General features: G+C 69.7%; 18 protein-coding genes and 3 tRNA genes. 10 read left to right on the forward strand and 11 right to left on the reverse strand.

The window, feature by feature from the left end; all coding sequences use genetic code 11:
* Positions 1–184 precede the first annotated feature (184 nt).
* Together bldC and PGH47_RS20500 are read right to left on the reverse strand one after the other, a co-directional pair.
* Entirely contained in the window at positions 185–391 is a 207-nt protein-coding gene (bldC, locus tag PGH47_RS20495) for a developmental transcriptional regulator BldC (protein ID WP_003949541.1), read from the reverse strand.
* Positions 392–1,005: 614 nt separating this feature from the next.
* Positions 1,006–1,848 (reverse strand): hypothetical protein, encoded by an 843-nt coding sequence (locus PGH47_RS20500; protein WP_271664646.1) that lies wholly within the window; start codon positions 1,846–1,848, stop codon positions 1,006–1,008.
* A gap of 224 nt (positions 1,849–2,072) precedes the next feature.
* On the opposite strand from PGH47_RS20500, the gene PGH47_RS20505 reads away from it, so the two are divergent.
* A complete protein-coding gene (locus PGH47_RS20505; RefSeq protein ID WP_271664647.1) occupies positions 2,073–3,170 on the forward strand; it encodes a Leu/Phe/Val dehydrogenase in 1,098 nt (365 codons plus the stop codon).
* Positions 3,171–3,454: 284 nt separating this feature from the next.
* Entirely contained in the window at positions 3,455–3,712 is a 258-nt protein-coding gene (locus PGH47_RS20510; RefSeq protein ID WP_030948628.1) for a DUF3073 domain-containing protein, read from the forward strand.
* Between the two features lie 72 nt (positions 3,713–3,784).
* Here the strand turns inward: PGH47_RS20510 and purM are convergent, their stop codons facing one another.
* The 9 genes from purM to purS form a co-directional block, all read right to left on the reverse strand.
* Positions 3,785–4,858 carry a phosphoribosylformylglycinamidine cyclo-ligase gene (gene purM, locus PGH47_RS20515; RefSeq protein WP_126899227.1) on the reverse strand — a complete coding sequence of 358 codons (1,074 nt, stop codon included), beginning with the start codon at positions 4,856–4,858 and terminating at the stop codon, positions 3,785–3,787.
* 34 nt (positions 4,859–4,892) lie between these two features.
* Positions 4,893–6,422: an amidophosphoribosyltransferase gene (gene purF / locus PGH47_RS20520; protein WP_271664648.1), complete on the reverse strand. Its 1,530-nt coding sequence runs from the start codon at positions 6,420–6,422 to the stop codon at positions 4,893–4,895.
* Positions 6,423–6,483: 61 nt separating this feature from the next.
* On the reverse strand, positions 6,484–7,254 hold the full coding sequence (locus PGH47_RS20525) for an META domain-containing protein (protein WP_271664649.1): 771 nt from the start codon (positions 7,252–7,254) through the stop codon (positions 6,484–6,486).
* Between the two features lie 92 nt (positions 7,255–7,346).
* Positions 7,347–8,144: a maleylpyruvate isomerase family mycothiol-dependent enzyme gene (locus PGH47_RS20530; RefSeq protein ID WP_271664650.1), complete on the reverse strand. Its 798-nt coding sequence runs from the start codon at positions 8,142–8,144 to the stop codon at positions 7,347–7,349.
* A 10-nt stretch (positions 8,145–8,154) separates the two neighbouring features.
* Positions 8,155–8,988 (reverse strand): M23 family metallopeptidase, encoded by an 834-nt coding sequence (locus PGH47_RS20535; protein WP_271664651.1) that lies wholly within the window; start codon positions 8,986–8,988, stop codon positions 8,155–8,157.
* A gap of 22 nt (positions 8,989–9,010) precedes the next feature.
* On the reverse strand, positions 9,011–9,511 hold the full coding sequence (locus PGH47_RS20540) for an ArsR/SmtB family transcription factor (protein WP_271664652.1): 501 nt from the start codon (positions 9,509–9,511) through the stop codon (positions 9,011–9,013).
* A 133-nt stretch (positions 9,512–9,644) separates the two neighbouring features.
* Positions 9,645–11,903 carry a phosphoribosylformylglycinamidine synthase subunit PurL gene (gene purL / locus PGH47_RS20545; RefSeq protein WP_271664653.1) on the reverse strand — a complete coding sequence of 753 codons (2,259 nt, stop codon included), beginning with the start codon at positions 11,901–11,903 and terminating at the stop codon, positions 9,645–9,647.
* Positions 11,900–12,580, reverse strand: a complete 681-nt coding sequence (gene purQ, locus PGH47_RS20550; protein ID WP_271664654.1) for a phosphoribosylformylglycinamidine synthase subunit PurQ — start codon at positions 12,578–12,580, stop codon at positions 11,900–11,902. Before purQ ends, purL begins: the two co-directional genes overlap by 4 nt.
* Positions 12,577–12,840 (reverse strand): phosphoribosylformylglycinamidine synthase subunit PurS, encoded by a 264-nt coding sequence (purS, locus tag PGH47_RS20555; RefSeq protein WP_003999970.1) that lies wholly within the window; start codon positions 12,838–12,840, stop codon positions 12,577–12,579. The genes purQ and purS overlap by 4 nt, the downstream gene beginning before the upstream one ends.
* 309 nt (positions 12,841–13,149) lie before the next feature.
* Here purS and PGH47_RS20560 point away from each other — a divergent pair, with 309 nt between their 5' ends.
* The 8 genes from PGH47_RS20560 (at position 13,150) to PGH47_RS20595 (ending at position 17,666) form a co-directional block, all read left to right on the forward strand.
* Positions 13,150–13,467, forward strand: coding sequence for a histone-like nucleoid-structuring protein Lsr2 (locus tag PGH47_RS20560; protein ID WP_030947653.1), 318 nt, complete (start codon positions 13,150–13,152; stop codon positions 13,465–13,467).
* A gap of 160 nt (positions 13,468–13,627) precedes the next feature.
* A tRNA-Gly gene (locus tag PGH47_RS20565) sits at positions 13,628–13,699 on the forward strand.
* 81 nt (positions 13,700–13,780) lie between these two features.
* Positions 13,781–13,853: transfer RNA gene (locus PGH47_RS20570), tRNA-Gly, on the forward strand.
* A 126-nt stretch (positions 13,854–13,979) separates the two neighbouring features.
* The gene (locus tag PGH47_RS20575; RefSeq protein WP_030947650.1) at positions 13,980–14,939 is read left to right on the forward strand and encodes an ABC transporter ATP-binding protein; all 960 of its coding nucleotides are present in this window, start codon (positions 13,980–13,982) and stop codon (positions 14,937–14,939) included.
* Complete coding sequence (locus PGH47_RS20580) at positions 14,936–15,712, forward strand: ABC transporter permease (protein WP_107905136.1); 777 nt, start codon at positions 14,936–14,938, stop codon at positions 15,710–15,712. The genes PGH47_RS20575 and PGH47_RS20580 overlap by 4 nt, the downstream gene beginning before the upstream one ends.
* Positions 15,713–15,730: 18 nt before the next feature.
* Positions 15,731–16,957 carry a sensor histidine kinase gene (locus PGH47_RS20585; protein ID WP_271664655.1) on the forward strand — a complete coding sequence of 409 codons (1,227 nt, stop codon included), beginning with the start codon at positions 15,731–15,733 and terminating at the stop codon, positions 16,955–16,957.
* Complete coding sequence (locus PGH47_RS20590; RefSeq protein WP_271664656.1) at positions 16,954–17,568, forward strand: response regulator transcription factor; 615 nt, start codon at positions 16,954–16,956, stop codon at positions 17,566–17,568. The genes PGH47_RS20585 and PGH47_RS20590 overlap by 4 nt, the downstream gene beginning before the upstream one ends.
* Before the next feature lie 22 nt (positions 17,569–17,590).
* Positions 17,591–17,666 (forward strand) — tRNA-Gly (locus tag PGH47_RS20595).
* Positions 17,667–17,696 lie beyond the last annotated feature (30 nt).

Here is a 17,696-nt window from a genome sequence, read left to right on the forward strand (position 1 = left end):
AAAAAGATCGCGCTGGACCCGGCGGAGTCCAGCGCGATCTACGACGCACCCTTGTTGCGTGCCTGAAGTGCTCTGTTGGCTTGGGCGTGGGTTCTGTTGGGGCAGGACCCGCGTCGCTTGGAGCTAGGGCCCGGGCGCCACGGCGAGTTGGGGGAACCGCCGTTTTGCCCGGCTATGAAGCTGTTCAGGCCTCGCTGCGCTGCTGCGGAATACCCGCGAGCAGAGCGCGGACCTCAGCCTCGCGGTAACGGCGGTGACCGCCGAGCGTACGGATGGAAGTAAGCTTCCCGGCCTTCGCCCACCGCGTGACCGTCTTGGGGTCGACGCGGAACATCGTGGCGACCTCAGCCGGGGTCAGCAGCGGCTCGGCATCAGGGGTGCGAGCGGTCATGAGCGGCCTCCTCGGGAGAACCGAACCTTCTCGGTTCTTTCCTCTAAATTCTGCACCTTGACCCGCGTTGCCCGAAATGGCGGACGCGAGTCGAGTCGGTTATAGGACGAACGGCTTGTCCTCGGCACTACAACTACACCATCTGTCCAGCCGCGTCGGCCAAACCGATGGAATTGCCCTCCCAGGTGTTCATCAGCGACGGATGCCGATGGACCATGCCATAGCGGACAGTCACGCCACTGTGACGATCAGTCACAGTGGCGTGCAGGAGTCCCAAGACCCCCCAAAGCGTGCAATGTCGAGATGGAGTCCTCCCCGGACTCCTTGTCCTATTTTGGCACGAGGGGGGGTTAGGGACGCAAGAGCCGCGTACGTGCATTCCGTCACGCTTGCGGCCGTTGACACATCCTTGATGCATACGCCCGGATCGGGACCTACATCCCTTGTTGACGAGGCATCAAGAACCTCAGAACGAGCACGAAACCCCAAAACGGGCGTCCCGTCAAACGCCAGTTCGTTACGTCACACAGTGCGTCAGATCACACTGGCCGGAGTGCTCCAGGTCACTTTGGCAGCCCAGGCTCAGTGCTCCAGGTCACTCCTACGGCGCCGGCTCAGTTGGCCGAACGCCGGTCCCGCACCGACCGCCACCGCTCCACGAGCCGCGCGTAGGCCTCCCCGGCCCCCGCCCCGTCGCCCTGCCGCAGCGCCTCGATGCCGTCGGCCACGTCGGCAGCCGAGTGGTCGTCCTCCAGCTCGCCGGCCGGGAGGGTGTGCACCAGACCGCCGTAGTCCAACTCGACCAGCGAGCGGGGATGGAACTCCTCCAGCCAGCGCCCGACGTCGACCAGGCCGTCGATGAGGGGCCCTTCGTCGATGGTGTCCTTCAGCGTCCGCAGCGCCCGCGCCACCCGCCGGCGCGCCTGCACCATCGGCGTCCGGTAGCGCAGCATCGGGGGGATCTCGCCCGAGCCCTTGTCGAACCGCCGCTCCTCGTCCGAGACCAGCACGAACCAGTGCAGCGGTACCTGCCAGGTCGAGGTGCGGATCCATGGCCGGGCGTCCGGGTTGCGGGCCAGCCAGCGCTCGTAGTCCTGGGCCGCCTGCTGCCGTACGAACTCGGGCAGCGCCGCGTCCAGGACCGGCCTGGGCAGTTCGTCGGCCAGCTCCCCCAGCGCCTGCCAGCCGCGCAGCCTGGTGCGCCACGGGCACACGCACAGCACCTCGTCGATCTCCAGCACGAAGGCGTCGCCGCTCTCCTGCACAGGGACCGGGACGGGCGGGGTGGGCAGCAAGTCCGCCAGGGAACGGCGCAGTTCGTCCTGGTACGAGGGACGGTCGGGGCGGCGGGCGTAGCGCGCCCAGTGGCCGCGCTCCGGCTCCGGGAAGGCCGCCAGCGGTTCATAGACCCGCAGATACGTCGCGTACGGGACGATCACCGAGGACACCTTGGGCACGCCTGCTCCCTCCCCCGCCCTCTGCCAGGGAAACCTGCGAAACCCGCTGACAAATGCGCGGGAAAACTATGCAAATCGTCGCACGGACGTACTCCCCGAGTAGGTGATCCTGAGCACTGCGGGTTGGACGGGCGCCGGCGGGTTTAATCTCATGCTCAACAGCTCTCCCGCCACCCGTACGGGAGCCAGCTCCTACCGCCGCACCGTACTCAGGAGTCACCACAGTGACCGACGTAACACACGGCGTCCTGCACACCCTGTTCCACTCGGACCAGGGCGGTCATGAGCAAGTCGTGCTCTGCCAGGACCGCGCCAGCGGCCTCAAGGCCGTCATCGCCATCCATTCCACCGCCCTGGGCCCTGCCCTCGGCGGTACGCGTTTCTACCCGTACGCGACCGAGGAGGAGGCCGTCGCCGACGCGCTGAACCTCGCGCGCGGGATGTCCTACAAGAACGCCATGGCCGGACTCGACCACGGCGGCGGCAAGGCCGTGATCATCGGGGACCCCGACCTGATCAAGTCCGAGGAGCTGCTGCTGGCCTACGGCCGGTTCGTGGCCTCGCTCGGCGGCCGCTACGTCACCGCCTGCGACGTCGGCACGTACGTCGCCGACATGGACGTCGTGGCCCGTGAGTGCCGCTGGACCACCGGACGCTCCCCCGAGAACGGCGGCGCCGGCGATTCCTCCGTGCTCACCGCCTTCGGCGTCTACCAGGGCATGCGCGCCTCCGCCCAGCATCTGTGGGGCGACCCGTCGCTGCGCGGCCGCAAGGTCGGCATCGCCGGCGTCGGCAAGGTCGGCCACCACCTGGTGGAGCACCTGCGCGCCGAGGGCGCCGAGGTCGTCATCACGGACGTGCGCGAGGAGGCCGTCGGCCGCATCCTCGCCGCGCACCCGGAGGGCGTGACCGCGGTCGCCGACACCGCGACCCTGATCCGCGCCGAGGGCCTCGACATCTACGCCCCCTGCGCGCTCGGCGGCGCCCTGAACGACGACACCGTCCCGGCACTGACCGCCAAGGTGGTGTGCGGCGCGGCCAACAACCAGCTCGCCCACCCGGGCGTCGAGAAGGACATCGCCGACCGCGGGATCCTCTACGCGCCCGACTACGTGGTGAACGCCGGCGGTGTCATCCAGGTGGCCGACGAACTGCACGGCTTCGACTTCGACCGGTGCAAGGCGAAGGCCGCGAAGATCTACGACACCACGCTGGCCATATTCGCACGTGCGAAGACGGATGGGATTCCGCCGGCCGCCGCGGCCGACCGGATCGCGGAACAGCGGATGCACGAGGCCGCGTCAGCGCGCCAGACGCGCTGATCGGGTTTGACCGGTACCCGTCGGCGCACACTTAGAGAGAACTCTCACGTTCGTCGGCGGGTCGGCCGCCAAGAAGTGGTTAAAATCGCGGTTGACCAGCGGGGACAGGGCGCCCCGAGGGTTCGGGAACCAGGCACGTGCTGCGGGCGACGTACCGTATGGGCGCGGGCTCAGGTACCGTGGAAGCCCTACGGACCGGTCTCTCCGAGGAGAGCCCGTTCCAGATCATGAACGCGTGTCAAGACTCTGGGGCCGTCGAGCCCCGTCACCGAGGGGGTCGAGCCATGGGGCGCGGCCGGGCCAAGGCCAAGCAGACGAAGGTCGCCCGCCAGCTGAAGTACAACAGCGGCGGGACTGACCTGTCGCGTCTGGCCAACGAGCTGGGCGCTTCGACTTCGAACCAGCCGCCGAACGGCGAGCCGTTCGAGGACGACGAAGAAGAAGACGACCCGTACGCCCAGTACGCGGATCTCTACAACGACGACGATGAGGACGAGGACGACGAGTCCGGTCCCACGTCGCAACAACGCCGCGGCGCTTGACTACCCAGCAGTGCCTGACCCGGTCCTGAGCGGATATCCGCCGGACCGGGTTTTGCGCTGCTGTCGCCGGGCTCAGCTCGCGTAGTCGCCGACCATGGCGGCACCGGTGGTGTGCTCGCCGCGGTCCGTGATCTCGCCCGCGACCCAGGCGTCGACCCCGCGGTCGGCCAGGGTGGCCAGCGCCGCGTCCGTGGACTCCTCCGGCACGATCGCGATCATGCCGACGCCCATGTTCAGGGTCTTCTCCAGCTCCAGGCGCTCGACGGAGCCGGTCCTGCCGACGAGGTCGAAGATCGGGGCCGGGGTCCAGGTGGAGCGGTCGACGATCGCGTGCAGCCCGTCCGGGATCACCCGGGCCAGGTTGGCGGCCAGACCGCCACCCGTGACGTGGCTGTACGCGTGCACGTCGGTGGTGCGGGTGAGGGCCAGGCAGTCCAGCGAGTAGATCTTCGTGGGCTCCAGCAGCTCCTCGCCGAGGGTGCGGCCGAACTCCTCGATGTGCGCGTCGAGGGCGAGACCGGCCTGGTTCAGCAGCACGTGGCGGACCAGCGAGTACCCGTTCGAGTGAAGGCCGGACGCCGCCATGGCGATCACCGCGTCACCCGTACGGATGCGATCCGCACCGAGCAGCCGGTCGGCCTCCACGACGCCCGTACCGGCGCCGGCGACGTCGAAGTCGTCCTCGCCCAGCAGACCCGGGTGCTCGGCCGTCTCGCCGCCCACCAGGGCGCAGCCGGCGAGCACACAGCCCTCGGCGATGCCCTTCACGATGGCGGCGACCCGCTCGGGGTGGACCTTGCCGACACAGATGTAGTCGGTCATGAACAGCGGCTCGGCGCCGCACACCACGATGTCGTCCATGACCATCGCGACCAGGTCGTGGCCGATGGTGTCGTAGACGCCCATCTGGCGGGCGACGTCGACCTTGGTGCCGACGCCGTCGGTGGCGGAGGCGAGGAGGGGACGCTCGTAGCGCTTGAGGGCGGAGGCGTCGAAGAGGCCGGCGAAACCGCCGAGGCCGCCGAGGACCTCGGGGCGCTGGGTCTTCTTGACCCACTCCTTCATGAGCTCGACCGCGCGGTCGCCCGCCTCGATGTCGACTCCGGCAGCCGCGTAGGAAGCACCGGCAGGACTGGTCTCAGACATTGCCTGGGATCTTTCGGGTTGGTTTCTACGGGGCTTACGGGCGACGGATCGCGTCGGCCGCGGCCGTGGCTGCCGGACCGGCCGCCAGCTCGGTCTCCAGGAGCTGCTTGCCGAGCAGCTCGGGGTCCGGGAGATCCATCGGGTACTCGCCGTCGAAGCAGGCGCGGCAGAGGTTCGGCTTGGCGATGGTGGTCGCCTCGATCATGCCGTCGATGGAGATGTAGGACAGCGAGTCGGCGCCCAGCGAGGTGCCGATCTCCTCGATCGACATGCCGTTGGCGATCAGCTCGGCGCGGGTGGCGAAGTCGATGCCGAAGAAGCAGGGCCACTTCACGGGCGGCGAGGAGATCCGGATGTGGACCTCGGCCGCGCCGGCCTCGCGCAGCATGCGGACCAGGGCACGCTGGGTGTTGCCGCGCACGATCGAGTCGTCGACGACGACCAGACGCTTGCCCTTGATGACTTCCTTCAGCGGGTTCAGCTTCAGACGGATACCGAGCTGGCGGATGGTCTGCGAGGGCTGGATGAACGTACGGCCGACGTAGGCGTTCTTCACCAGGCCCGCGCCGAACGGGATGCCGCTGGCCTCCGCGTAGCCGATCGCGGCCGGGGTGCCGGATTCCGGGGTCGCTATGACCAGGTCGGCCTCGACCGGGGCTTCCTTCGCGAGCTTGCGGCCCATCTCCACGCGGGAGAGGTAGACGTTCCGGCCGGCGATGTCGGTGTCAGGGCGGGCCAGGTACACGTACTCGAAGACACAGCCCTTGGGCTTCGCTTCCGCGAATCGGGAGGTGCGCAGGCCGTTCTCGTCGATGGCGACGAACTCGCCCGGCTCGACCTCGCGGACGAAGCTGGCGCCGCAGATGTCGAGGGCGGCGGACTCGGAGGCCACGACCCAGCCGCGCTCCAGGCGGCCGAGGACCAGCGGGCGGATGCCCTGCGGGTCACGGGCCGCGTAGAGGGTGTGCTCGTCCATGAAGACGAGGGAGAAGGCGCCCTGGACCTGCGGGAGGACCTGGTGGGCGGCCTCCTCGATGGTCAGCGGCTTGCCGTCCTCGTCGACCTGGGCCGCGAGCAGCGCGGTGAGCAGGTCGGTGTCGTTGGTGGCCGCTACGCGCGGGGCGCGGCCGCCTTCCTGCTTGGGCAGGTCGGCGACCATCTCGGCGAGCTGAGCCGTGTTGACCAGGTTGCCGTTGTGGCCGAGCGCGATGGAGCCGTGCCCGGTGGCGCGGAACGTCGGCTGGGCGTTCTCCCAGACGGAGGCACCGGTCGTCGAGTAGCGGGCGTGGCCCACCGCGATATGACCTTGGAGCGAACCGAGAGAGGTCTCGTCGAAGACCTGGGAAACGAGGCCCATGTCCTTGAAGACGAGGATCTGGGAGCCGTTGCTGACCGCGATTCCCGCGGATTCCTGGCCCCGATGCTGGAGGGCGTAGAGCCCGAAGTACGTGAGCTTTGCGACCTCTTCGCCCGGAGCCCAGACACCGAAGACGCCACACGCGTCCTGGGGGCCTTTCTCGCCGGGGAGCAGATCGTGATTGAGTCGACCGTCACCACGTGGCACGGCACCGAGTGTAGGCGAGATCGACCACTGGTCCGAATTGGGGATACGCGCCTGTAAACGATCACTCTGCGGCGGCCGCGTTCACATGCTCGCCGTTTTCGCTGGTCAGAGTGAGGTTGCGGTGATCGATCCCGTACTTCACCGTGCCGTCGAAGAGGCCGAGGAGCGTCTTCTCCGTATTCATGAGTGAGGTGTCGCACATCATTCGTGTGGTGGACGCGGTGCCGAGGGTGATGCTGCCGTCGCGGACCGTCGCCGTGGCCTTCACCTTGTTGCAGCCGAGGCTGCCGCTGACCTCTCCGGTCTTCCGGTCGAACGTGAGGTGGGCCTTGCCGCCGGTGTCGGGGCTGGTGACGGTCCACTTCGTGCCGTAGAGCTGCGCGCCTTCCTGCTTGGTGAGCGCGACCCGGTCGCCGTCCGCGGTGGTGAGGGTGAGCTTGTCGCCGTCGACCTCGGTGCCGAGGTCGCCGTCGGCCAGGGTGCGGGCGAGGGTCTGCTCGAAGTTCGGCGGGACGCCCTCGCAGGCCATCTCGGTCGCCTGCACCTGATCGAAGGTGACGTGGCTGTCGGCGAAGGAGGCGTCGGCGCCGAAGTTGTTGCAGCCGAGGTTGCCCTTGACCTTGCCGCCGTCGGCGATGCTCAGCCAGGCGCCGCTCGGGGCGTCGCTCTTCTTCCCGTCGACGGTGACGCCGTCCACGGCCCAGTGGACGCCGGTGACGGAGGCCGCGGCCCCGGCTCCGACCGATTCGCTGCCCGCGTCCTCGCTGCCGCAGGCGGCGGCGAACGGGAGCAGGGTCAGTGCGGCGAGGGCGGCCAGTCGCTTTGTGTCCATGCCGAGTGTGTCCATGCCGGTGGGACGGGAGGGACACGGGACCGGTTCCGCTCGATTCCGCTTGCCGGCCCCGGTCGCCGGACGTCCGGCGATCACCCCAGGAGCGGCAGCAGGGTGCCGAGGTCCGCTCGTTCCCCGCTCGCGCTGACCTCGGCCGCCTCGACGGCGTCCCGCCAGGTCACCCGTCCGGTGGCGAGCCGGATCCAGGTCAGCGGGTCGGTCTCGACGACGTTGGGCGGGGTGCCCCGGGTGTGCCTCGGCCCCTCGACGCACTGCACCACGGCGTACGGCGGGATCCGCACCTCGGTGGAACCGCCGGGCGCCTTCACGGCGAGCGCGTCGGCGAGCAGCCGGGTGCAGGCCGCGAGGGCCTGGCGGTCGTACGGGATGTCGAGGCCGGGGACGGCGGCGTTGAGGTCGTCGGTGTGGACGACGAGTTCGACGGTGCGGGTGACCAGGTAGTCGGCGAGGGTCATCACACCGGTGCGCGCGGCGAGCAGTCGCTCGCCCGGTGCGTCCGCCAGGCTCCGCGCGAGGCGTTCCCCGGTGTCGGCGTACAGGGCGTCGAGGTCGGGATGGGCGACGGCGAGCTCGCGGGTGCCGTCGGCGATGTCGCCGGCGCGGGCGGCCGTGGCGAAGGGCCACTGGAGGAGGGTGAGTTCCGCCTTCGCCGGCTCCTCGCGGTCGAGGTTGCGGCTGACGGTCTCCACGGCCATGGTCACGTGCGCGGCCAGCTCCCGCACGGTCCAGCCCGGCAGCCGGGTGGGCAGCGCGAGCTGCTCGCCGGTGAGACCTCGCACGGCCTGCCGCACATGCCCGAACTGCGCGAGCACCGCGCTGCGGATCTTGACGGGGTCGTAGGCGCGGGCACGCTTCTTGGCCGGGGGCATGGGGGGCAGCCTATGCGGCCTGCGTCTCCGTCGTAGGTGTCTCGAAGGTCTCGCGGTTGCGGGGGACTCCCACGCCGCGCCAGGTGAAGGGGATGCCTCGGGCGGTGTCCGGGTCGGGGGTGTCCATCAGTTGGAAGTGGAGGTGGGGCTCGGTGGAGTTGCCCGAGTTGCCGCAGCGGGCCATCTGTTGGCCGGCGGTCACCCGGTCTCCCTCGCGGACGGTGAGCGAGCCGTTTCGCAGGTGGGCGTAGAGCGCGAAGGTGCCGTCGCCGAGGTCGAGCACGACGTGGTTGCCCACGACCCGCTTGACGCCGGACAGGTCGCGTACGGACGCCTCCACGATCATCAGGTACATCAGCGCGAGCAGCGAGGTGCGGCTGAGGTGGTCGCGCTGGTCGTCGACGGCGCGTACGACGGTGGCGTCGGCGACCGCCAGCAGCGGGGCCCCGAAGGCCGGGAAGGCGCTGTTGCGGCGGGCGATCGGCCACAGCCAACGGAAGCCGGGGCGGGTGCCGTCCTTCGGCTCGGCGACGACGTCGATGGCGAAGGTCTGGCCGTAGGCGTGCGTGCCGTGGCTGGGCGTGCGGTCGGCCGGGCTGTTCAGCGCCGACCAGCGGCCGGTGACCGGCGGGTCGACCTCGACCGCCTCCCGGACGGCGCGGGGGCTGTCCGGGGCGCCGCCCCAGCGGTGGGCCACGACGAGGATCACGAAGGACAGGGCGATCGGCAGGAAGTTCCACCACCACGGATATCCCAGGTCCAGCAGGGAGTGGGCGATCACCAGGCCGACGAAGGCCAGTTGCAGGGCGCGGTAGACGATCTTGACGAGTTTGCGTGCGGACATCGTTCCCCCAGTTCGGTCGGTGTCACGGACGAGCGGTCGCCAACGCCACCAGCAGCGGTACGACCCGCCCCGGCGGCACCTCGTAGCGCCCCCGGCCCGTGGTGTGGAGCCAGCCCGCGCCGGTCAGTTGGCGCAGGTGGTGGTAGATCTGGCCGGTCGTGCCGATCTCGTCCAGCTCGGCGAGCTCGGCCGCGGTGCGCCGGCCGCCGACGACCTCGCGCAGCAGCCGCAGCCGGACGGGGTGACCGAGCGCCGCGAACGACTCCGCGCACTCGGTCCAGTCGACGTCCAGCAGTCCCTCGGTCAGCGAGCCGTGCTGCCAGTCGTACTGCTCCCCGGTCGGCAGCCGTACGGCGCCGGTGAAGAGCACGCCTCCGTCGGCCGCTTCCAGCGCGGCCAACTGCTCCTTGAGCCCCTCCAGGGCCCAGAAGTCCCCTTCGCCGAGGCGCGGGGCGGTGTGCTGCGCGTTCTCCAGCGCTGCCAGTCGTCGCTCCAGGTCGGCGACGCGTTCTTCGAGCTCCACACCTCGATATTACGGAACTACGTAATTACGTGCAATCGCGTTACGTGGTGCAGATGTCCGCGCGGACGGCGAAGCCCCCGCCCGGCGGACCGGACGGGGGCTTCTGAGCCGTACGACGACTGCTGACCGCTGCTTACTTGAGCAGTGCCGGGATGGTCTCCTCGTGCACCTTGCGCAGCTCCTCCAGGGGCAGCGCGAACTCGCCCTGGAGCTCCACCGAGTCACCGTCCACGACACCGATGCGGGTGACCGGCAGGCCGCGCGCACCGCACATGTCGTTGAAGCGGACCTCCTCGGAGCGCGGGACGGCCACGACGGCGCGGCCGGCCGACTCGGAGAGGAGGAAGGTGAAGGCGTCCAGACCGTCCGGGACGATCAGGCGGGCGCCCTTGCCGCCGAGCAGCGCCGACTCGACGACCGCCTGGATCAGACCGCCGTCGGACAGGTCGTGCGCGGAGTCGATCATGCCGTCGCGGGAGGCGGAGATCAGGATCTCGGCGAGCAGCCGCTCGCGCTCCAGGTCCACCTTCGGGGGCAGCCCGCCGAGGTGGTCGTGGACGACCTGCGACCAGGCCGAGCCGCTGAACTCCTCACGCGTGTCGCCGAGGAGGTAGAGCAGCTGCCCGTCCTCCTGGAAGGCGACCGGTGTGCGGCGCGCGACGTCGTCGATGACGCCCAGCACGGCCACGACCGGGGTCGGGTGGATCGCCACCTCGCCCGTCTGGTTGTAGAGCGACACGTTGCCGCCGGTCACCGGGGTGCCCAGCTGCTGACAGGCGTCCGCCAGGCCGCGCACGGCCTCCGCGAACTGCCACATGACGGCCGGGTCCTCGGGCGAGCCGAAGTTCAGGCAGTCGGAGACGGCGAGCGGCTTGGCACCGGTCGTCGCCACGTTGCGGTACGCCTCCGCGAGGGCCAGCTGGGCGCCGTGGTACGGGTCCAGCTTGGCGTACCGGCCGTTGCCGTCCGTCGCGATGGCGACGCCGAGGCCGGTCTCCTCGTCGATGCGGATCATGCCGGAGTCCTCGGGCTGGGCGAGGACGGTGTTGCCCTGCACGAAGTGGTCGTACTGCGAGGTGATCCACTTCTTGCTGGCCTGGTTCGGGGAGCCGACCAGCTTCAGGATCTGCTCCTTCAGCTCGTCGCCCGTGGCCGGCCGCGGCAGCTTGTTCGCGTCGTCGGCCTGGAGCTCGTCCTGCCAGGAGGGGCGGGCGTACGGGCGCTCGTAGACCGGGCCCTCGTGCGCCACGGTCCGCGGGTCGACGTCGACGATCTTGCCGCCGTGCCAGTAGATCTCCAGGCGGTCGCCGTCGGTCACCTCACCGATGACGGTGGCGATGACGTCCCACTTCTCGCAGATCTCCAGGAACCGGTCGACCTTCTCCGGCTCGACGACGGCGCACATGCGCTCCTGCGACTCGCTCATGAGGATTTCCTCGGGCGAGAGCGTCGAGTCACGCAGGGGTACGTCGTCCAGGGTCACGCGCATGCCGCCGGAGCCGTTGGACGCGAGCTCGGAGGTGGCGCAGGACAGGCCCGCCGCACCGAGGTCCTGGATGCCGACGACCAGCTTCTCGGCGAACGCCTCCAGGGTGCACTCGATGAGCAGCTTCTCCTGGAAGGGGTCGCCGACCTGGACGGCAGGACGCTTCGACGGCTTGGCGTCGTCGAAGGTCTCGGAGGCGAGGATGGAGGCGCCGCCGATGCCGTCGCCGCCGGTCCGGGCCCCGTACAGGATGACCTTGTTGCCGGCGCCGGACGCCTTGGCGAGGTGGATGTCCTCGTGCCGCATGACGCCGATGGCACCGGCGTTGACCAGCGGGTTGCCCTGGTAGCAGGCGTCGAAGACGACCTCGCCGCCGATGTTCGGCAGACCCAGGCAGTTGCCGTAGCCGCCGATGCCGGCGACGACGCCGGGCAGCACGCGCTTGGTGTCGGGGTGGTCGGCGGCGCCGAAGCGCAGCGGGTCGACGACCGCGACCGGGCGGGCACCCATGGCGATGATGTCGCGCACGATGCCGCCGACGCCGGTGGCCGCGCCCTGGTAGGGCTCGACGTACGACGGGTGGTTGTGCGACTCGACCTTGAAGGTGACCGCGTAGCCCTGGCCGACGTCGACGACGCCGGCGTTCTCGCCGATGCCGACGAGCATCGCCTCGGACTCGGGCGCCTTCTCGCCGAACTGGCGCAGGTGCACCTTGGAGGACTTGTAGGAGCAGTGCTCGGACCACATGACCGAGTACATGGCGAGCTCGGCGCCGGTCGGCCTGCGGCCGAGGATCTCCACGACCCGCTCGTACTCGTCCTTCTTCAGACCGAGCTCGGCCCAGGGCAGCTCGACGTCGGGGGTCGCGGCCGCGTGCTCGACCGTGTCCAGAGGCGTCCGGCTCATGCGTTGACCAGCTTCTTGAGGATCGAGGTGAAGAAGGGGAGGCCGTCGGTGCGGCCCGACCCGATGAGCGGCTCGACGGCGTGCTCCGGGTGCGGCATGAGGCCTACGACGTTCCCGGCCTCGTTGGTGATGCCGGCGATGTCACGGAGGGAGCCGTTCGGGTTGAAGTCCACGTACCGGAAGGCGACGCGGCCCTCGGCCTCGAGCTTGTCGAGGGTGTACTCGTCGGCGACGTACCGGCCGTCCATGTTCTTCAGCGGGATGTGGATCTCCTGGCCCGCGCTGTAGTCGACCGTCCAGGCGCTGGAGGCGTTCTCCACCCGCAGTTTCTGGTCGCGGCAGATGAAGTGCAGGTGGTCGTTGCCGAGCATCCCGCCCGGGAGGAGGTGGGCCTCGGTGAGGACCTGGAAGCCATTGCAGATGCCGAGGACCGGAAGTCCCGCCTTCGCCTGCTCGATGACCGTCTCCATCACCGGCGAGAAGCGGGAGATGGCGCCGGCCCGCAGATAGTCGCCGTAGGAGAATCCGCCGGGCAGCACCACGGCGTCGACCTGCTTGAGGTCCTTGTCCTTGTGCCAGAGAGCGACCGGTTCGGCGCCCGCGAGGCGGATCGCGCGCTGGGTGTCCCTGTCATCGAGACTTCCCGGGAAAGTGACGACGCCAATACGAGCGGTCACTTCACGGCCTCCGCGACTTCCTCGACCTTGACGGTGAAGTCCTCGATCACGGTGTTCGCGAGGAAGGATTCCGCAAGATCATGGATGCGGGCGAGCGCGGCCTCGTCGACCGGTCCGTCAACTTCCAGTTCGAATCGCTTTCCCTGACGTACGTCGGAGATGCCTTCGAAACCCAGTCGCGGCAGTGCGCGCTGCACCGCCTGGCCCTGGGGGTCGAGGATCTCCGGCTTGAGCATGACGTCGACTACGACGCGTGCCACTGGCACTCCCGGTGTGTGGTGCTGAGCAGGTTCCTTCAGACTACCCGTACAAAATTTCTACGCGGGTAGAGTTGTAGGAAGCTACGTGACAGCCGTCACGATCCGGTATCGGAGGGCGGCGTTCACGAAAAGTTACGGGAAAGATCCCCGATCAGCCGCAGATAGCTATTGCGCTCGGACACGCGGAGAGATTTAGTCGGGCTTCACATTGCATTGCCGCGCACTGTACAAATGAATTGGCAAAAGCCGAGACTCGGCACGTCGTAGCAGCTGAGCTGTATGAGGTGCCGCCTGAAGGGACCGATATTCGTGGCGCAGAAGGTCGTGGTCACTCTCTTTGACGACATCGACGGCTCGGAAGCGGCGGAAACGATCGCCTTCGGACTCGACGGCAAGTCGTACGAGATCGACCTGAATGAAGCCAATGCCAAGAAACTGCGTAAGGCGCTCGCGCCCTACGTGGAAGCCGGCCGCAAGCGGTCGAAGTCCGGCAAGGCGTACAAGCAGACCGAGGTCGCTCCGGACCCGGCGGCCGTCCGGGCCTGGGCCCAGGCCAACAAGATGGAGGTGCCGGCCCGCGGCCGCATCCCCAAGAAGGTCTACGAGGCGTTCGCCTCGGCGCAGTGAGGCGATCCGGGGGCCGCGCGCCCTCAGGCTCCGTCAGCGGGCCCTGAGGGCAGCCGACTTGGGCCGGTGCGACAACCGACTTGCGCTACCCCCCTGCTGATCAGCTAATGTCTGGAGCACGCCGCCGGGCGGGGCCGAAAAAGTCCAGCTCGCCGAGCATGCGGGTGTAGTTCAGTAGCAGAACATCCCCCTTCCAGGGGGAAGGCGCAGTGTGCAATTCCTGTCACCCGCTCTGCACCGCCGGTCCGGTTCACCGATGTGGATCAGGTAGGCTGGTGCTCGCACCGATCGGTGAGAGCCGGTCGGGGGCAATGCGGACGTAGCTCAGTTGGTAGAGCGCAACCTTGCCAAGGTTGAGGTCGCGAGTTCGAGCCTCGTCGTCCGCTCTTGATAGAGACCCCGGTCCACTGGACCGGGGTTTTTCTTGTGCCCGCGCACCCTCTGACATTTGTCATGCCGAGTGGTGACAGCGCGCACTGCTGCCGGGCTCCCGCCGCGGGGACGCTGATGGCATGAACTTCGACGAACACGAACACGTGATTGAGGTCACCGACCTACGACGTGTCTACGGGGGCGGGTTCGAGGCGGTGCGCGGCATCACCTTCTCCGTGGACCGAGGAGAGGTCTTCGCGCTGCTCGGCACCAACGGCGCCGGCAAGACGTCGACCGTGGAGCTGCTCGAAGGGCTCGCCGAGCCCGCCGCGGGGCACATCCGGGTGCTCGGGCACGATCCCTACGCCGAGCGGGCCGTCGTACGGCCGCGTACCGGGGTGATGCTGCAGGAGGGCGGCTTTCCGTCCGAGCTGACCGTCGCCGAGACCGCGCGGATGTGGGCGGGGTGCGTGAGCGGGGCGCGGCCGCCGCTGGAGGTGCTGGACCTCGTCGGGCTGGCCGGGAAGGCCGACGTACGGGTCAAGCAGCTGTCCGGGGGTGAGCGGCGGCGGCTGGACCTGGCGCTCGCGCTGCTCGGGGATCCGGAAGTGCTGTTCCTCGACGAGCCGACGACCGGGCTCGACGCCGAAGGGCGCCGGGACACCTGGGAGTTGGTGCGCAGGCTGCGTGACAACGGCACGACCGTGCTGCTGACCACGCACTACCTGGAGGAGGCCGAGGGCCTCGCCGACCGGCTCGCGATCCTGCACCAGGGACGGATCGCGGCGGCCGGGACGCCGGCCGAGGTCACCGCGGCCCAGCCGTCGCGGATCACCTTCGAGCTGCCCGAGGGCTACTTCCTCGGGGACCTGCCGCCGCTCGGCGAGCTGGGCGTGAGCGGGCACGAGGTCGAGGGGCGGCTCGTACGGCTGCGCACCCACCGCCTGCAGTGGGCGGCGACCCGGCTGCTGGTGTGGGCCGAGCAGGCCGGGGTGGAGCTGCGGCGGCTGGATGTGCGCTCGGCGTCGCTGGAGGAGGCGTTCCTGGGCATCGCACGGGAGGCGGCGGAGGCCGCCGGGACGAAGGAGTACGCGGCATGAGTACGGCGATGACCACCCCGGTGGGGCGCATGACGTCGCTGGCCCGGGCCGAGCTGACCCTGCTCGGGCGCAGCAGAGGCACGCTGTTCGCGGCGCTGTTCGTGCCGCTGATCCTGCCGCTGAGCGCGCGGGAGGCGGCGAAGCAGATGGACCTGGCGGAGGTGGGCCTCACCCTCGGCACGGTCATCCTGCCCGCCTCCATCGGCTTCTCGCTGCTCTACGCGGTGTATGCGACGCTCGTCAGCGTCTACACCGCCCGGCGCGAGGAACTCGTCCTGAAGCGGTTGCGCACCGGCGAGCTGCGGGACACCGAGATCCTCACCGGGGCCGCGCTGCCGGCCGTGGTCACGGGCCTCGCGCAGTGCGTGGTGCTGGCGATCGGCTGCACCGTCCTGCTCGACGTGGGTGCGCCCCGCGCTCCCCATCTCGCCGTGCTGGGCCTGCTGTTGGGGATCTTCCTGTGCGTGTCGCTGGCCGCGGTGACCTCCGCCTTCACTCGCAGCGTCGAGAGTGCGCAGGTCACGACATTGCCGGTGGTGTTCCTCTCCATGATCTTCTCCGGGATGTTCGTCCCCCTGGAGATCCTGCCGGACCGGGTGGCTTCGGCCTGCGAACTGCTGCCGCTGACCCCGGTGATCACGCTGGTGCGCGGCGGCTGGACCGGTGGGCTGTCGGCGTCCGAGGCGCTGGGCGCGGTGCTCGTCGCGCTGGTCTGGACGGTCGGGGGCGTGTTTGCTGTACGACGGTGGTTCCGCTGGGAACCCCGGCGTTGATCCAGGGGAGAGCGGCGGATGCGCGGGCCGGGAACGTGGTGGCGGGGGAAGAGCACCCCGGCGAAGGTGGAGACGTACACGCGGGCGTCGTTCCACTTCTTCGCGGTGAGCGAGCTCGCCGGGGTCGGGTTGCCCGTGATCGGCCGGATCGGGAGCTGGCCGGGTGCCGTGCTGATGCTCCTGGTGTGCGCGCACGCGGCGACCTGCATGCTGACCGTGTCACGGGCGGTGGACTGGGTTCGCGGCCGGCGTGAGCAGCCCGTCCGGCTGATGTGCGCGCTCGGCGCGTTCACCGCCGCGGTCGCCGTCACGGCTCTCGCGATCTCCGAGTACGGCCCGAAGGGCGACGACATCGACTCGGCGGCGGGCAGCGTCTTCGGCGTCGCCATGATCTTCGGGATGGGCATCATCGCGCTCGGCCTGAAGGCGCGCAGGCAGGTGTACGCCGTCGTCGCGGGCTTCGCGGCGGGTGCGGGGCTCATCGTGGTCGCGCTGACCCGGTCGCCGCTCGGTGCACTCGCCACGGCGGCGATCGTGCTGCTCGGCGGCGGATTCCTGGCCTTCACGGCCGTCTTCTCCGTCTGGCTGCTCAGGTCCGTCTACGAGCTCGACGAGGCCCGTGAGGCCCGCGCCCGGCTCGCGGTCGCCGAGGAGCGGCTGCGGTTCGGCCGGGATCTGCACGACGTCATGGGGCGCAACCTCGCGGTCATCGCCCTGAAGAGCGAGCTCGCCGTGCAGCTGGCGCGGCGCGGTCGGCCCGAGGCCGTGGAGCAGATGATCGAGGTGCAGCGGATCGCACAGGAGTCGCAGCGCGAGGTGCGGGACGTCGTACGGGGGTACCGGGAGGCCGATCTGGAGGTCGAACTCGTCGGTGCGCGGGGCGTGCTGACGGCGGCCGGGATCACGTGCGAGGTGACCGGGGAGGCGGCCGGGCTGCCCGTCGAGGTGCAGTCGGCGCTGGCCTGGGTGGTGCGGGAGGCGACCACCAATGTGCTCCGGCACGGGAACGCCGAGCGGTGTGCGGTGGAAATACGGGTGAGCGAGGGACGTGTGGTGCTGAAGGTGGAGAACGACGGGGCTGCCGGAGCCTCCGACGGGGGTGGAGGCTCCGGCCTCGCCGGGCTGCGTGAGCGGCTGGCCGCGGTGGACGGCACATTGGAGGCCGGCCGGGCCGGCGAGGGGATGTTCCGGCTGGTGGCGGAGGTGCCGTTGACGGGGGCGGGTGTGCGGGAGGTCACCGTATGAGCGGGTCGGTGCGGCTGCTGCTGGCCGACGACGAACATCTGATCCGGGGCGCGCTCGCCACGCTGCTGTCCCTGGAGGACGACCTCGTGATCGTCGCCGAGGCTGCCACCGGACCCGAGGCGCTGGCGATGGCCCGGGCGCACCGGCCCGATGTCGCGGTGCTGGATCTTCAGATGCCGGGGGCGGACGGTGTGAAGATCGCCACATCTCTGCGCGCCGAACTTCCCGGCTGCCGGGTGCTGATCGTGACCAGTCACGGGCGGCCGGGGCATCTGAAGCGGGCCCTTGCGGCGGGTGTGCGCGGGTTCGTCCCGAAGACCGTCAGCGCGCAGCGGCTCGCCGAGATCATCCGTACCGTGCACGCCGGTAACCGTTACGTCGACCCGGAGTTGGCCGCCGACGCCATCGCCGCCGGGGACTCGCCGCTGACCGCGCGGGAGGCGGAGGTGCTGGAACTCGCCGCCGACGGGGCGCCCGTCGCGGAGATCGCGGAGCGGGCCGCGCTGTCCCAGGGGACCGTGCGGAACTATCTGTCGTCCGCCGCGTCGAAACTCGGCGCGGAGAACCGTCACGCGGCGGTGCGGGTCGCGCGGGAGCGAGGTTGGGTATAGTGGTTCTCGCGCCACGGCGCATGCGAACGTAGCTCAGTTGGTAGAGCGCAACCTTGCCAAGGTTGAGGTCGCGAGTTCGAACCTCGTCGTTCGCTCCAGATCAAAGGCCCCGGTCATCGACCGGGGCC

The sequence above is a fragment of the Streptomyces sp. HUAS 31 genome (assembly GCF_028198125.1).
GTDB lineage: Bacteria > Actinomycetota > Actinomycetes > Streptomycetales > Streptomycetaceae > Streptomyces > Streptomyces chartreusis.

Bases quoted from the DNA above. Each gene is read 5' to 3' on its own strand.
- PGH47_RS20530 (WP_271664650.1), bottom strand. From the start codon at position 8,144: ATGCCCCCGGCCAAGAAGCGTGCCCGCGCCTACGACCCCGTCAAGATC.
- PGH47_RS20585 (WP_271664655.1), top strand. From the start codon at position 15,731: ATGCGCGGGCCGGGAACGTGGTGGCGGGGGAAGAGCACCCCGGCGAAG.
- PGH47_RS20575 (WP_030947650.1), top strand. From the start codon at position 13,980: ATGAACTTCGACGAACACGAACACGTGATTGAGGTCACCGACCTACGA.
- PGH47_RS20580 (WP_107905136.1), top strand. From the start codon at position 14,936: ATGAGTACGGCGATGACCACCCCGGTGGGGCGCATGACGTCGCTGGCC.
- PGH47_RS20535 (WP_271664651.1), bottom strand. From the start codon at position 8,988: ATGTCCGCACGCAAACTCGTCAAGATCGTCTACCGCGCCCTGCAACTG.
- bldC (WP_003949541.1), bottom strand. From the start codon at position 391: ATGACCGCTCGCACCCCTGATGCCGAGCCGCTGCTGACCCCGGCTGAG.
- purM (WP_126899227.1), bottom strand. From the start codon at position 4,858: ATGTCTGAGACCAGTCCTGCCGGTGCTTCCTACGCGGCTGCCGGAGTC.
- PGH47_RS20590 (WP_271664656.1), top strand. From the start codon at position 16,954: ATGAGCGGGTCGGTGCGGCTGCTGCTGGCCGACGACGAACATCTGATC.
- PGH47_RS20510 (WP_030948628.1), top strand. From the start codon at position 3,455: ATGGGGCGCGGCCGGGCCAAGGCCAAGCAGACGAAGGTCGCCCGCCAG.
- PGH47_RS20525 (WP_271664649.1), bottom strand. From the start codon at position 7,254: ATGGACACAAAGCGACTGGCCGCCCTCGCCGCACTGACCCTGCTCCCG.
- purL (WP_271664653.1), bottom strand. From the start codon at position 11,903: ATGAGCCGGACGCCTCTGGACACGGTCGAGCACGCGGCCGCGACCCCC.